9 protein-coding genes are annotated in these 15,139 nt (G+C 70.1%); 6 read left to right on the top strand and 3 right to left on the bottom strand.

All coding sequences use genetic code 11. From position 1 onward, the window contains the following. Nucleotides 1–48 precede the first annotated feature (48 nt). Entirely contained in the window at nucleotides 49–3,417 is a 3,369-nt protein-coding gene (locus tag OG470_RS31085) for a hypothetical protein (RefSeq protein WP_328418056.1), read from the bottom strand. A 206-nt stretch (nucleotides 3,418–3,623) separates the two neighbouring features. Here OG470_RS31085 and OG470_RS31080 point away from each other — a divergent pair, with 206 nt between their 5' ends. The 5 genes from OG470_RS31080 (at nucleotide 3,624) to OG470_RS31060 (ending at nucleotide 10,298) form a co-directional block, all read left to right on the top strand. Next, on the top strand, nucleotides 3,624–3,926 hold the full coding sequence (locus tag OG470_RS31080; RefSeq protein WP_328418055.1) for a hypothetical protein: 303 nt from the start codon (nucleotides 3,624–3,626) through the stop codon (nucleotides 3,924–3,926). After that, complete coding sequence (locus tag OG470_RS31075; protein WP_328418053.1) at nucleotides 3,923–5,560, top strand: amidase; 1,638 nt, start codon at nucleotides 3,923–3,925, stop codon at nucleotides 5,558–5,560. The genes OG470_RS31080 and OG470_RS31075 overlap by 4 nt, the downstream gene beginning before the upstream one ends. A 291-nt stretch (nucleotides 5,561–5,851) precedes the next feature. Further along, nucleotides 5,852–8,413, top strand: a complete 2,562-nt coding sequence (locus OG470_RS31070) for a M14 family metallopeptidase (RefSeq protein WP_328418051.1) — start codon at nucleotides 5,852–5,854, stop codon at nucleotides 8,411–8,413. A 65-nt stretch (nucleotides 8,414–8,478) separates the two neighbouring features. After that, nucleotides 8,479–8,790: an NIPSNAP family protein gene (locus OG470_RS31065; protein WP_328418049.1), complete on the top strand. Its 312-nt coding sequence runs from the start codon at nucleotides 8,479–8,481 to the stop codon at nucleotides 8,788–8,790. A 668-nt stretch (nucleotides 8,791–9,458) separates the two neighbouring features. Further along, nucleotides 9,459–10,298, top strand: a complete 840-nt coding sequence (locus OG470_RS31060) for a CHRD domain-containing protein (RefSeq protein WP_328418048.1) — start codon at nucleotides 9,459–9,461, stop codon at nucleotides 10,296–10,298. 266 nt (nucleotides 10,299–10,564) lie between these two features. On the opposite strand, the gene OG470_RS31055 is transcribed toward OG470_RS31060, so the two are convergent. Then, complete coding sequence (locus OG470_RS31055) at nucleotides 10,565–11,227, bottom strand: TetR/AcrR family transcriptional regulator (protein ID WP_328418046.1); 663 nt, start codon at nucleotides 11,225–11,227, stop codon at nucleotides 10,565–10,567. 170 nt (nucleotides 11,228–11,397) lie between these two features. On the opposite strand from OG470_RS31055, the gene OG470_RS31050 reads away from it, so the two are divergent. Then, nucleotides 11,398–13,560, top strand: a complete 2,163-nt coding sequence (locus tag OG470_RS31050; RefSeq protein ID WP_328418044.1) for an ABC transporter permease — start codon at nucleotides 11,398–11,400, stop codon at nucleotides 13,558–13,560. A gap of 21 nt (nucleotides 13,561–13,581) precedes the next feature. On the opposite strand, the gene OG470_RS31045 is transcribed toward OG470_RS31050, so the two are convergent. Beyond that, complete coding sequence (locus tag OG470_RS31045) at nucleotides 13,582–15,111, bottom strand: pyridoxal phosphate-dependent decarboxylase family protein (RefSeq protein ID WP_328418042.1); 1,530 nt, start codon at nucleotides 15,109–15,111, stop codon at nucleotides 13,582–13,584. Nucleotides 15,112–15,139: the final 28 nt, after the last annotated feature.

The raw sequence follows: 15,139 nt of genomic DNA, 5'->3' as shown, positions 1-15,139 counted from the left end.
TTCGCCACGGCGGCGTGACGACGAGGCAGGGCAGGCGGGCGGGTACGGTCAGACTGCCTCCATCGAGATGTCGAAGGCGCCATCGCGGACGTCGGCGATCGGGTGCTCCCGTAGCGAACGGAGCAGGTCCCGCCACGGCTCCGGCCAGCCGAGTGACCTGCCCTCGCGGACCAGTGCCACCGCGAACAGGCCTGTGGTCGCCTCGCCTCGCGCGGTGAGGTTGCGGGTGGTGTCGAACAGCAGGTCCGAGTCGATGGTTGTCCCGGACCACCGCCGCTCTGTCTGCTGGCCGAGGCCGTCGGCCAGCCGGGCGGCGAGCGCCGGCCGCCCGCTGACCAGTTCGGCGATCTCCACCACGTCGGCAGTGAGCTGGTGGGGTGTCGTGCCGCCCAGTTGCAGCGCGGTCAACAGTTCAGCTGCCTTGGCTACGTACGCCGGGTGTCGACCCAGGTCGCGGGCCGCCGCTCGGGCCTGGGCGCGGTCGATCTGCGAGCCCACCGACCGTGCCCAGGTCCCTGCCTGGTCCAGGATGGCGCTGATCCGCCGTCGGGCCGGGCGGTCGGCGGCGGGGCCACCGGCGTTCAGGTCGGCCTCGTCGATCTGGACCAGGGCGCGCAGGGCCGTGGCGAGCGCTCCCCGTTCGGGTCGGTCCGGGTGGTCGAGCAACGCGCCCACCATCGGGTGCAGCGACGGCCAGGCGTGGTGCTCGCCCAGGTCGGTGAGCGCCGCCGTGATCAGGTCCGTGACGTCTGGCGCCCACGACATCCAGTGCGCGAGTCGGGGCCAGGCGGCCCGGGTGACCTCGCGGCCCGGGTTCGCGCAGGCCCGCACGATGAGGGCGGCGTACCGGGGGCGGTCCGGTCGGGCGACACGATCAGGCGGGGTCGTCAGAACGGTCAGGGACTCCTCGCGGCTACCGACGACCGCCTCTTCGAGGATGGTCCAGCTCTGCGGCGCGTGCAGCCGTTGCCGGGCGGCGGCGACGACTGCCGCCCGGACGTCGCGGTGCTGGTCGGGCTGCTGCCACGCCGCCAGCAGCACTGGCATCGCCGCTGGCGGTCCGTAGCGACCGAGCAGTCGGAGGGACTCCTTGCGGCTGGTCACCTTGCCTCGGCCAAGGGCCACGCCGGACAGCGGCGTCAGTAGCGCGGCCGGCCGGGTGAACCGGACTGCGCGGCCGGCGGCGTAGAGGGCGACGCGGGCCTGCTCGTCGTCGGCGTGCGACATCAGCACCGGCAGCGCCTCGTCCGGTCGGTCGGTCCACGGCAGCGCCCCGAGGGCCGCCTCGGCCAGGGTGATGTTCGGCGACTCGACGTACCGAAGCACCAGCTCGCGCCCGGCGTCGGGGACCGGCGCGGCGGCCCGGATGGCGGCGGCCCGGCCGTGCAGTGGCGTGCCGGCGTCGGCGGCGAGCCGGGCCTGCAACCGCACGAACGCCTCCTGTTGCCGGGGCAGCCACCGCTCGGGATGCACGGGTGGGCCCGGAATCCAGCGGGTGCCGGCGGTGAGAAACGCCCCGGTGGGCGGCGGGCCGAGCAGCACCCGGTCGAGCAGATCGGTACGCCGAGCGCTGACCGTCCGCCACACCGTCGGGAACGTGATGGTGGAGGCGTCGCGGTCCAGGACGTGCGCCACGCGCTGCGCCCGGGTCCTCGGGTCAGCCAGCCACAGCTCGACGGCTTCCCGGACCACCACGGCGACGCTGCCCGGGTCGCCCGCCCTGCTCAGCAACTCCTGAAGCTCGGGCAGCCGCCAGGCCCGCCGTCCCAGGGCCCGGGTCACCGCGAACAGCGCGCTGAACTGCCCCCGCGCCGAGCCCGCCTCGATCCACCCTCGCAACTGGGCGAAAACCATCTCCTCCTGGCCGTGGCGCAGCGTCTCGTCGAACCGGCCCAGCGTCGGTAGCCGGTGGCCGCCGAAGAGTCGGTCGAGGGTGTCCAGCGCCCACCGCAGCAGGGCCGGTTCGTCGATGTGCTGACCCAGCACCCCGGTGGAGAGGCTGCCGAGTGCGGCGAGGGTGCGCGTTGACGCGTCCCGGGTGGTCGTCGCGTCGACCGTGATCTGGGTCAGCGCCTCGACGGAGTCCGCGCGCAGCAACCGGGCGAGGCTTGCCAGGGCCGTCAGGGCTGCGGCGCGGACGGGGTCCTGCTCGTTGCGCAACCGACTCAACCGGGCCACCGCCTCGGCCACCACGGCCGGGTCTCGGCTACGCCGCGCGGCGTCGAGGAGCAGTTCGTATGCCACCGCACGGTCCTGGGCGTCGGCGGCGCGCAGGGCCGGGGTGAGCGCTGCGGACGCCTCCGGCCAGGGCAGGAACGCGCTCCACGACCGTACCGCCGCCTCGTCGTGGCGAACCCGGTCCAGGGCGAGCACCCGGCGGGCCTCCCGCTCCCGCCAGGCGCGTGGCAGCACCTCCAGCAACGCCACGTCCGGGATCTCGTCGGCGGTCTCCAGGTCCGCGAGCACCGCGTCGTAGAGGGCGCCTCGACGCGACGGGGGCACTGCTCCCAACAGCCGGTCCAGCGAGTTGTTGTGGCCGCGTACCCGCCGGCCCAGCTCGACCAACTCCGCGTGCGGCAGCCCCACGAACCGACGCAGCAGCGCCGGAGGCAGCCACTGGTAGGCCACCCAGCCCGCCCGGGAGGGAGCGGTCAGCAGCGCCAGGACCCGGCTCGGAGCCGCGGCGGCGAGCGCACCGTAATCTGTCAGGTCGCCGGGGAGACAGTCGGCCGGGGCGTGGCGTTCGAGTAGCGTCAGCGCGCGATCCGGTCGGCCCCGGCCAGCCATCAGGACGCCCCTGGAGTGCGCCGACCACCACCGCGAAAGCTCCTTCGGGTCCAGGTCGGGCAGCACCGCCTCGGCATGGTCGAGCAGCACGTTGGCATGGCGACGGGCCAGTGGAACCCAACCTTCCACCGCGTGCTCGACCGCTGGGAGCAGCCGGCGGACGGTGTCCGGACCGCAGGCCGGCAGCAGAGCGACCGCCTCCACCGCGCCGAAGCGATCCCACACGGCGTCGACCAGCGCGTCCGCGACCTCCGAGCGGCGTAGGTTGCGCAGCGACCGGTAGACCAGGCGGCGCAGATCAGCCGACGCGTCGAGCACGAGGGTGAGCAGCTCGGCACCGGAGAGCCAACCGGCGCGCAGGCCGGCCTTCACCGCGACCGACCGGATCGGGCGGTGCGGGTCGTCCAGCGCCACCCGCACCGCCGCGCCGTCGCCGACGACCTGGCCGGCGGTGACCGCGAGGAACCGGTGGTACGTCGTGCCACCACGCAGGTCCGTCAGCACTCCCGGCAGCTCGCCGGTGGTGCTGAGATCGACGGCCCGGCGCGCGAGCGTGGCCATCCGCTCCCGGTACGGCAGGACGTCCAGTTCGTCGAGCAGGCGCTGCGTTGATCTCTGCACGGCGCTCATTGTGACCGGCGCAGGGTCGCCCTGCCGACCCGTTTCTGACGGGCGCCCGCCCCAGTCCACCCGACGTCGGGTGCCACATGATCGGCAAACTCAAATATTGCTCAACTTCTACGCGCGCCCGGCCGCCGCGAGTTGCTACCGGCCTACGGTCAAGGTCACTTCGACCGGGACCCGCGACACCCCCTGTCGCACGACTTGGGAGCATCATGGCACCTACTCCGCCCACGGATGCTGAGCTGAACGTTCTGATCCGTGCCCGGCTCGCTGCCCTCGGCATCGACCTCGACCAACTTCCGCCGGGGACCAGCCCCGACCCGGAGACCGGCTCGCCCGGCCGGGACTCCGTGCTCGCCTCGCTGCGCTCCTTCATGCGGGGCACCGTGGCGACGCTCGCCGCATACCAGTTGCCCGCTCCCGATGGCACCGATCCCGACACCGCGAAGGCGCTGTCGCAGCAGCACGTGCCGGTCCTCTACCCCTCCAACAGCACTGAATGGCGGTCGGCATGACGTCCGAACCGCTCGACCGTACGGTCGACCGCCGCGCGTTTCTGGCCCGCGCCGCCGCTCTGGCCACCGTCTCAGCCGTGGGCGTCAACGTTGGACTGCCCTCGGTCGCGCTGGCGAGCAGCGGCCTGTCCGCCAACGCCAAGCCGGGAGCGGGGGGACGGCCGCTGGACCAGCCGAACGCCTACACCAAGCCCCGGCCGGAAGCGCTCGCCGATCCGTCCGAGCTCACCATCGCCGAGGCAGCCTGGCTCATCCGCGCCGGCAAACTCACCCCCGAGCACCTGGTCGAGGCGTACCTGGATCGCATCTCCCGGTACGACGGTAGCTACCAGGCGTTCAACCGGGTGCTCGCCGAGGCGGCCATTGCGGCCGCGAGAGATGCCGGACGCAGGCCCCGACACGGTGCGCTGCACGGCATCCCACTGGCCATCAAGGACAACTACTACACGGAAGGGGTCCCCACCACCGCGAACTCGTTCCTGTTCAAGGACTTCGTGCCTCCGTACGACGCGACTGCGGTGGCCCGGCTGAAGGCAAGCGGCGCGATCGTGCTCGGCAAGACTCAGATGGGCCCGCTGGCGACCACCCGTGCCACCACGCCGGCCGGTGTGATCACCACGGTGAACGCCTGGACGCCGACCGACCGCGGCGTCGACCCGGGCGGGTCTTCCACCGGCACCGCCACCGCGGTTGCCGGCCGGATGGCCACCTCGGGCATCGGCACGCAGACCGGCGGCTCGATCACCGCCCCGTCCAACGCGCAGAACCTCACCGGCCTCAAGCCGACCATGGGTCGGGTCTCGGCGGCCGGCATCATTCCGCTCACGTACAGCCGCGACCATCCGGGCCCGTTGGCGCGCGACGCCAAGGACGCCGCGATCATGCTGACCGCGATGGCAGGCGAGGACCCCATGGACCCGCGCAGCCAGGGCCTGCCCCACGTACCCAAACTGATCGACGCGGCGAGCCCGGTCTATCAGGGACGCCGCGTCAAGCTGCGCTGGAAAACCCGGATCGGCGTGCTGCCGGGCTTCGCCAACGGCACCTCGCCCAGTGCGCTGGCCCGTACGGCGTACCTGGCGCAGCTCGCCGCGATCCCGGGCGTCACCCTGGTGGACGTGCAGTTGCCCGCCGAGTGGAGCCAGCTGACCGGCAGCACCTTCAACAACATCCGGTTGCCCGAGCGAGCCGAGCCGTTCATGCCGTACCTGCGCACCGACCTGCGCGGCTTCGGTGTGTCGGTGACCAGTTGGCTGCAAGGAGCGCTGATGGGTGGCAACGAGTTCATCACCGGTCAGCGGGCCAAGCTGCTGCTGATGGACCGGGTGCTCAACGACCTCTTCGACGGCTGCGACGTGGTGGTGCAGACCGACCCGGTGCCCTTCGACATCCTGGGCCTGCCGGAGATCGCCTTCCCGATCGGGCTCACCACCGCGGGGCTACCGGTCGGCACCATCCTGGGTGGCCTCCCGTACGCCGAGGACCGGCTGTTGTCCGTGGTGGCCGCCTACCAGGCGGTGACGGACTGGCATCTGCGGCGGCCGACCGACCCGCCCACCGCCGCAGCGCGGGGCGCAGCTCCCGCCGAGGCGCTCCGCCTGACGGCCGAGGAGGTCGCCGAGCTCAGCCAGTGACGTGCAAAGGGCGGGCATTCGATGCCCGCCCTTTGTGGCCACGCCAACGCCAAGGACTGTCCAATACGTCCTTGGTGGAATTGTCGTGCCTAAACAAATTGGTCCTGGTCCGATCCGGCACAGTGGTGAGTCTCAAGATTTCCTCAACTGCCATCCTGAGCATTCCGGACCTCGATCGAAACCTGTTGAATCAAGCTATCCGATTGGCGCGGCCGCCCCTACCGGACCCTTTTCCGTCGTGTACGTACTGCGAAGGGGTATCAGGTGAAACGAAGACTGTCTCGGACAACGGTGTCGGTTGCTTGCGCGCTGGCTCTGGTCGGTACGCCGGTGTTGACGTCGGCGACCACCGCTACCGCCTCGAACCGCGTACCGAAGCCGGAGTCGGTGATCGGCTGGGCGCCGTGTGCCGACTACAAGCTCGCCACCTACGAGCAGATCGCCGAGTACTACCGGGCAATCGACAAGGCCAGCGACCGGATGAAGCTGGTCGAGATCGGCAAGACCAGCGAGGGACGGCCGCAGTTGATGGCGATCGTCTCCTCCGAGAAGAATCTCAAGGACGCGAACCTCAAGCGCTACCGGGAAACCTCGGTGCGGCTCTCTCAGGGCGACTCGCTGTCCGAGTCTCAGGCGCGTGACCTGGCGAAGAACGGCAAGGCCATCGCCTGGGTCGACTTCGGCATCCACTCCACCGAGGTGGCCGGCCACCAGACCGCCCCGCAGTTCGCGTTTGACCTGGTGACCAGCGAGACGCCCGAGGCGCGAGCGATCCGGGACAACGTCATCACCCTGTTGGTGCCGAACGTGAACCCGGACGGCGGCACGAAGGTCGCCGAGTGGTACAAGAAGAACCTGGGTGGGCCCTACCAGGATGCCGGCTATCCCGAGCTGTACCAGAAGTACGCCGGACACGACAACAACCGGGACTGGTACATGTTCAACCTGCAGGAGACGCAGAACGTCGGGCGTCAACTGTTCCACGAGTGGATTCCGCAGGTCATGCACAACGTGCATCAGACCGCGGTCTTCCCCGCCCGGATCAGCATCCCGCCGTACGAGGACCCGCTGAACCCGAACATCAACCCCCAGGTGGTCCGGGGCGTCAACCTCGTCGGTGACGCGATGGGGCAGCGGCTGGATCGTGAGGGCAAGGTCGGCGCGCTGGCCCGCCAGTCGTACGACATCTGGTGGAACGGCGGCGCGCGGACCGCGCCGTACTACCACAACCAGATCGGCATCCTGACCGAGACCGCGCACGCCTCGGCGACCCCCAGGGTGTACGACCCGGCGACCTTCCCGAAGACCTTCGCGGACGGCACCTCGACGAGCGAGCCGTCGGTCTTCTACCCCAGCCCCTGGAAGGGCGGCGAGTGGCATCTGTCGCAGAGCTGCGACTACATCAAGACGGCCTCCTGGGCGATGCTGCGGGTGGCCAGCGACGACCGCGAGGGCCTGCTCTACGGCGTGGCACAGATGGCCCGGGACGGTGCCCGCAACGGTGCCGGCACCACCTACGTGATCCCCGCGGATCAGGCGGACTTCCCGACCGCCACCAAGCTGGTGGACAAGCTGCGCTGGAACAACATCCAGGTCGAGCGTGCGGTGAACTCCTTCACCGTCGGCAAGCGCACCTACCCGGCCGGGAGCTACCTGGTGCGGGAGGCCCAGCCGTACCGGGCAGCCGTGTTGGACCTGCTGAACCCGCAGGTCTATCCGGACCGGCGGCTCTACCCGGGTGGCCCGCTGGAGCCGCCGTACGACATCACCGGCTACACCCTGTCGTTCCAGATGGGCGTCGCCGTCGACAAGCTCGGCCAGGCGGTGCAGGCCAGCACTGTCCGGGTCGACTCGCCGAAGGTGCCGGCGGGTGTGGTGGCCGGCGCGCCGAAGTACGCGTACGCCCTCGACCCTCGGGTCAACGACAGTTCCGCCGCCGTGAACTCCCTGCTGGCGGCGGGGGACAAGGTCTTCCTCAGCAGCGCTGAGGTGACCACTCGCAGTGGCAAGCTGCCGGCTGGCACGTTCCTGGTGACGCCCGGTCCGGGCACCGAGGCTCGGGTGACGGCGCTCGCCACCCGGTACGGGCTCAGCATCGCCGCGGTGGATGCGAAGCCGGCTCAGGTGCGGGAGCTCGTCGCGCCTCGGATCGGACTGTACGACGGCTTCAACAACTACGACGAGGGCTGGACCCGGCTGGCCCTGGACCAGTTCGGCTTCGGCTACCAGAAGCTGACGAACGCGTCGGTCCGGGCCGGCGATCTGCGGGCGAAGTTCGATACGATCGTGCTGCCCGACGCCACGTACAACTCGATGCGCAACGGCCGGGCGGCGGGCTCGCTGCCGCCGGAGTACACCGGCGGGATGACCGACGCCGGCGTGGCCAACCTGAAGGCGTTCGTCGAGGCGGGCGGCACGGTGGTCACCCTCAACAAGGCGGCCGAGTTGCCGATCAAGGCGTTCGACGTGCCGGTCAAGGACGTCACCGAGGGGGTGCCGGACACCAGCTACAACATTCCGGGCTCGGTGCTGAACCTCAACGTCGACGCCAGTGACCCGGTCGCCGCCGGGTTCGGATCGACCGCGTCGGCGTTCGTCGCCGACGGGCCGGCGTTCGAGGTCGAGGACGGCGCGCAGGGTGTCACGGTGGCGGCCACCTGGCCGAAGACCAACCTGCTGAAGAGCGGCTTCCTCCTCGGTGAGGACGTCATCGGTGGCAAGGCGGCCGTGGTGACGGCGAAGGTGGGCGACGGGCAGGTCGTGATGATCGGCTTCAAGCCGCAGCACCGGGCTCAGTCGCACGGTACGTACCGGCTGCTGTTCAACGCGATGTACCTGGGGGGTCAGCGCTGACCTGACGTCAGTCGTGGTGGCCGAGCGCGCTCTGCGCTCGGCCACCGCGCGCGTATGGTGAATGCGTGATCACCTGCGTGGTGCACTACACCATCAATCCCGCACAGATCGAAGCATTTGAACGCTTCGCCCGGGAGTGGATGCGGTTGGTGGGCAAGCACGGTGGTGTGCACCACGGCTACTTCCTGCCGGCCGAGGGCGCGAGCGACAAGGCCGAGGCGTTGTTCAGCTTCGAGAGTCTGGCGGCCTACGAGCGTTACCGCGCACGGTTCGGCGATGACCCGGAGTTCGTCGTGGCTGATCGGATTCGCGACGAGTCGGGTTGTGTCGTGCGCTACGAGCGGACGTTCATGCGTCCGCTCCTGCCGTCTGATTGAACGCGCCGTCGGCCGGAGCTGCGGGTCGGCGTGAGGGTCACCGCGCCGTGCCTCCGGCAGGCGAGGACCCCATGGACCCGCGCAGCCAGGGCCTGCCCCACGTACCCAACCTGATCGACGCGGCGAGCCCGGGCGGGACGGGCGCCGTACGTCTTCGCGGCCGTCGGGCCGGATGAGCACGCCGGAGGGTACCGCCCGCACGGGTGCAGCCGGTCGCACGCCAGGTGATGGTCAATTCCAGATCGCCGACACTGGGCATCCCCGCGTCGGGATACGGCGACATCGCCGACAACGAGTCGATCGCCCCCATGCCGCACCAGTGGTGCGAGGGCGCGGCAGAGGCCCAAAAGATGCGGCACGGCGAGGACCCGATGGGGCGCGTCCACCAAGGGCCTCGGCCCCGTCGAACCGCCCGGGCGGGCCGCACAGCACCCAGCCTGCTCCACACCTCCCGAAGATCCCTGACGGTCGGATCAGGGAAGCTGGCTCATGTTTGCCGCGAACGTGGAACAATTTCACAAAGGGTGCCAATCGAACCGAGCGCGGGACGGTCTCGACGACAACGACCTCCGGCGCACGGCACCTTTGCCTGCCTGAGTCCGGTCACGAGTGGTTCGTCCGCCGGTGATCCCGCGGCTCAGGACTCCACGGAGAAGGGAGCAGCAATGATGGGACGTACCCGACTCTGGGCGGTCGCGATGGCGGCCAGCGCAGCGGTGGCGGTAACCGCCATCGGTACCGCCGCCATGGGCGACGGCCGGGACGACTCGGGCGACAAGCGGGATTCGCACGACTCCCGCGACTCGCGGGACTGGAGCGACTCGCGGGACCGTAAGGAGGTGAACGTCCGGGCCAAGCTCAGCGGCTTCGAGGAAGATCCAAAGCCGATCTCGACGCCCGGCTCCGGCCAGTTCGAAGCCACGATCGACGAGCGGGACAAGAAGATCGAGTTCAAGCTGAGCTACGAGGACCTGAAGGACGTCCAGCAGGCCCACATCCACTTCGGAGGGAGGCACCAGAGCGGCGGCATCGCCGTCTTCCTGTGCTCCAACCTGAAGGACGCGAAGGGCGGCGCGTCGCACGACGTCCAGTCCTGCCCCCAGGCCCCAGCCACCATCAAGGGGACCATCAAGCCCGATGACGTGGTCGGCCCCGCCGACCAGGGCATCGAGCCGGGCGAGTTCGACGAACTCGTCGACGCGATCGAGGCCGGCGTCACCTACGTGAACGTGCACACCAAGAAGTACCCGAACGGCGAAATCCGCGGCCAGATCAAGAGCGACGACAAGCGGGACCAGAACCGGAGCCGCGACAAGGACGAGGACCGGAACTCGTGGTGGAGCAGTGACGAGGACCGGGACTGGAACGAGTTCAAGAAGAACTGGGACCGGGACCACGAGGACCGGGACAAGGGCCACGACGACAAGGGCGACAAGGACCGGGACAAGGGCCACGACGACAAGGGCGACGAGGACCGGGACAAGGGCCACGACCACGGGGACGCTTGACCCAACGACGAGAAGTGACCTGTCGCCTCGCGACGGGGGGAACGCCCAACCCTTGACGGGTTGGGCGTTCCGCCATGCGTCGGCCCACCCGCCGCCACGTCGACCACCGCCGGCGACCTCAGCGGCAGCAGCTGCGTACAGCGGCACCAAGGCGGTCGGGGCCGGTCGACCAGATCCGGTTCAGTCTGCACGGCGGCTGGCCCGTTGTCCGCTCCTGCCGTCTGGTTGAACGCGCCCTCGGCCGGAGCCGCGGGTCGACGCGGTGGTCACCCCGCGGTGTCGGCGGATGCGGGGTCCTCGGTGAGCGGGTTACTGCTGGTCGCCCGGGTGACGGGGGCGAGCAGCATGCCGGCGATGGCGTCGCAGAGGAAGTCGCCCACTGACGCCCAGCGGGCATCCTGACCGCTGCGTTCGGTGCGGGCCTCGACCTCGGCGGCGGCCGTGGAGACGATCATGGTGATCAGCCCCGCCCGGGCGGCCACGATGTCCGGGTCCAGGTGCTCGAGGCGCGCTGCGAGTGACCGGACGATCATTCTCGCGGTGGGCACGGCGTCCGCGGCTTCGATCAGGAGTGGCCTGGTGGCCGGATCGTGCAGGGCCTGACCGAGGAACCGGGCGCGCCAGGTCGGCTGCGGTAGCCCGGCGAGCACCTTCATGGTCGGCATGACCAGGCTGCGGACGTCGCCGAGAACCGAGTCGGAGTGTTCGAACATCGCCCGGCGCGGTTCTTCCAGCGCGGCCGCATGGCGAAGGATCAGCGCGTGCAACAGCCCGTCCCGGCCTCCGAAGTAGTACCGCACCGCGGAATGGTTGGTGTTTCCGGCGGCCTCGGCCACCTTGCGGTCGGAGATCTGCGCGATGCCGGACCCGGCGAATAGGCGCTCTGCCGCGTCGAGCAGCGCGGTTCGAGCCGGTTCTGCCTGGGTCATCGCAGCCCTCTCCTCTAGGTGGCGTGGCGGTGTGATCTACATCAAGGTAGCCGTTCCAAGACATTACAAGCCACGTGACTTACTCTTATAAGTCACGTGGCTTACGCGGGGCAAGCCTTCCGTTCCGCGTGTGACGCAGACGCCTCCCGCAACCCGCCTGGAGTATCCCCTTGGACAGCTCGGCCATTTCTGCTCCCGCCGCCGAGGCTGGCACCGGCCCGCCTGTCGAGGACCGCAAGACCCGGATCGCCCGGTATGTCGCTCTCTTCGTGATGCCGTTCCTCATGGTCACGATGATGTTCGCCACCTACGTGGCCACCATGCACTCCCCGCAGCCGCGAGACATGCCGGTGGCCGTGGTGGGATCGGGCGCGCAGGCTCAGGCAGTCGTCGACGGGCTGAACTCCGCGCCAGGCCAGGCCGTCGACGCACGCCTGGTCCCCTCCGGCAGTGATGCCGTCGAGCTGCTCGAAGAACGTGAGATCGCCGGGGCGATCGAGATCCCGGCCGCCGGTTCCCGCGAGGCGACCGTCTACACCGCGATGGCGGCTGGCGCCTCCCAGGCCACCACCGCCCAGCAACTACTTGCCCCGATCGCCGTGCAGCAGGACTGGACCACCACCACTCAGGACGTGGCCCCGCTGCCCGAGGGCGACCTGGCCGGCATCTCGGTGCTGTTCGCCGCCATGGGCATGATGCTGGCCGGGTACGTCCCCCTGAGCCTGCTGGTGATCGCCACCCCGCACCTGCTGGCGCTGCGGCGGTTCGTGCCGCTGCTGACCGGCTGGGCGGCGGCCACCAGCACGATCATCTGGCTCATCCTCGGGCCGATCGTCGGCGCAGTCGAAGGCCACTATCTGCAGTTCCTCGGCGTCGGGATGCTCACCGTCGGCGCTGTCGGCGCGGCCCAGCTGCTGTTCACCAAGCTGATGGGTCCGCTCGCCGTCCTGGTCGGCATGCTGCTGTACGTCGTGTTCGGCATGCCGTCGTCGAACCTGGCGCTGTCGATCGACGTGATGCCTGGCTTCTTCCAGTTCCTGCACGGCGTCCTTCCCCTGCCGGCCGCCGGGGAAGCACTGCGCTCGCTGCTCTACTTCGACGGTCGCGGCGCCGGCGGGCACCTGTTGACGCTCGCCATCTGGCTGGTCGCGGGGCTGCTGCTGTCCCTGCTCAAGGAGCGCGTCAGCGGGAAGGCGATTCCGGGCGTGGCACCGGGCGTCCACCCCGGCACGCCGATGCCGGCGCTGGCCGGTGGTCCGAATCGACCGCTGTGGACGCGGTACCTGGCGGTGGCGGCCTTCCCGCTGTCGATCCTGGTGATGGTGGTCGGCCTGATGGGCTTCTCCATGCACAAGCCGCAGGTGCACAGCCTTCCCGTCATCGTGGTCAGCGCCAACGCGCAGCAGGCCGACCAGGTCGCCACCGGACTCAGGTCGAACCTGGGCGACATCCTCGACGTCGGCGTGGCCACGTCGGTCGACGACGCCACCGACCGGATCCGCTCCCAGGACGTGGTCGCCGCCTACGTCCTGCCCACGGCGCCCGACGCCGCGGCGACGCTCTACACCTCCTCAGCTGCCGGGGTCAGCCAGCAGAGCGCGGTGCAGGCGATGTTCCAGCAGATCTCCGCCCAGCAGCAGGCCCCGTTGACGACCACCGACGTGACGCCACTCACGGACACCGACACCATGGGCAGCAACAGCCTGTACGTCGGCATGTCGTGGATCATGGCCGGGTTCCTGATGCTGGCCGTACTGCGCGGCGGTGCGCCGGAGCTCAAGCGCCTGCGCCAGTTCCTGCCGCTGCTCGGCGGCTGGGCGATCGGCATGTCCGTGTGGCTGTGGGTGCTCTTCGACGTCATCATCGGCGCGGTCAACGGGCACGCCTGGGAGATGATCGGATTCGGCGCGGCGACCATCCTCGCCGTGTCCCTCGCCACCGCTGTCTTCACACGTACCCTCGGCCTGGCCGCCATCATCCCGGTGATGGTCGTGCTGATGCTGGCGGGCGTGCCGGCGTCCGGCGGCGGACTCTCGGTGTACATGGTGCCCGAGTTGTTCCGGCATCTGCAGGACATCCTGCCGCTGCCGGCCGCAGTCGACACCGCTCGATCCCTGATCTACTTCGACGGCAACGGGGTCGGCCGGAACCTGCTGGTCATCGCGATCTGGGGTGTGATCGGCCTTGCGCTGAACCTCGTGGTCGACCTCTGGCTGCGGCGCCGGGAAAAGTCGACGAAGGCGGCCCCTCCGGCTCACCTCGCGAAGGCACCCGACGTCGATGCTGACCGCCGCGAGGTCCGCGATGAGCTGACGGGCACCGCCGCCATCTGACGGCCGCCACGCTGACGCGCGTTACGCCGCGTCCGTCGAGTCTTCAGGGGTCTTCTCGACCACCTGCTCGGCGGCGCGGCGTACGTCGTCGAGCAGGATCTCCATGTCGCGCCGCGTGGTGCGGTAGTTGAGCACGCAGCCGCGCAGCGCGAAGCGGCCGTTGACGGTGGCGTTCGACAGGTACGAGCTGCCGGCCTGCTGGACTGCCAGCATGATCCGTTCGTTGAGGCGGTCGAGTTGCTCCTCTTCGGTGCGCGACCGTGAGCCGGCCCGTGCGTTCGGCGGCAGGTAGCGGAAGCAGAAGATGGAGAGTTCGACCGGGGCGAGCAGCTCGAAGTCGGCCCTGCCCTCGACGAGTTCGGCCAGGTGCCGGGCACAGTCGAGGTTGCTCTCGATCGCGTCGCCGACAGCTCGCGAACCGGCGTGCGCCAGCGTCATCCAGACCTTGAGTGCCCGGAATCGTCGGGACAGATCGGGGCCGTAGTCCCAGAAGGCGAAGGCCTCGGCCGGTTCGGTCTGCGTGACCCGGGTGTAGTCGGCGTCCAGGCTGAAGGCGGGCCGCGCCGCCTCGGGGTCGCGGTAGATGAGACAGCCGCAGTCCGCGGGCAGGTAGAGCCACTTGTGCGGGTCGAGGGAGATCGAGTCGGCCTCGGACAGGCCGTCGAAGAGCGGACGGGCCGTGGGGGAGAGCCGCGCGAAGCCGCCATAGCAGGCGTCGACGTGCATCCACAACCCGTACTCCCGCGCGACCGCTGCGATGTCGGCGAGCGGGTCGACCGCGCCGGTGACGACGGTGCCGGCGTTCGCCACCACGCAGAGCGGTTCCGCCCCGGCGGCCCGGTCTTCCTCGATAGCGCGGACGAGGGCGTCGACGTCCATCCGGAAACGGGCGTCCACCGGGATGTCGCGGACGTTCGTCCGCCCGATGCCGAGCAGCGCGGCGGCCTTGTGGATCGAGTGGTGGGTCTCGGTGGAGGCGTAGACGCGCAGCGGCGCCGGGTGGGCGGCCGCCCCGTGGGTGGCGACCGTGTCACCGCAGTGGCGGTGTCGGGCGGCGGCGAGCGCGGTGAAGTTAGCCATCGAACCGCCGCTCATGAACAGGCCTCCGGCACCGGGGTCGCAGCCGAGGGCCTCCTTGATCCAGTCGATGGCCACATGCTCCAGTTCGGCGGGAGCCGGTGCCGACCGCCACGCGGTGAGGTTGGCGTTCAGCGCCGACGCGAGGAAGTCGGCCACCGAGGCGACGGCGGTGCCCGGCGCCGAGACGTACCCGAAGAAGCGGGGATGCCCGTTGTGCCGGGTGCCGGGCACAACCACCTCACGGAAGACCCTGAGCAGGTCGGCGAAGTCACGGCCCTCGACGGGCAGGGGCTCGGCGAGCGTCTCCTTCAGCGCGGCGGCGGAGGTGCGCGGGGCGATGGGCAGGTCACGGATCGAGTCGTGGTGGGCGGTGACCCAGTCGACGGATCGGGCCACCATGTCCCGGATCTGCTCCGTGGAGGGGTCCAGGGCCGAGTCGACGCCGCGCCGATCGGGTGGAATCGAGGTCATGGCCCGGAGGATAGTCTGGATCTTGCCG

The organism is Micromonospora sp. NBC_00389 (assembly GCF_036059255.1).
Taxonomy (GTDB): domain Bacteria; phylum Actinomycetota; class Actinomycetes; order Mycobacteriales; family Micromonosporaceae; genus Micromonospora.
Note: the sequence above shows the minus strand (reverse complement) of the source record. Positions and strands in the feature narration are given on the sequence as shown.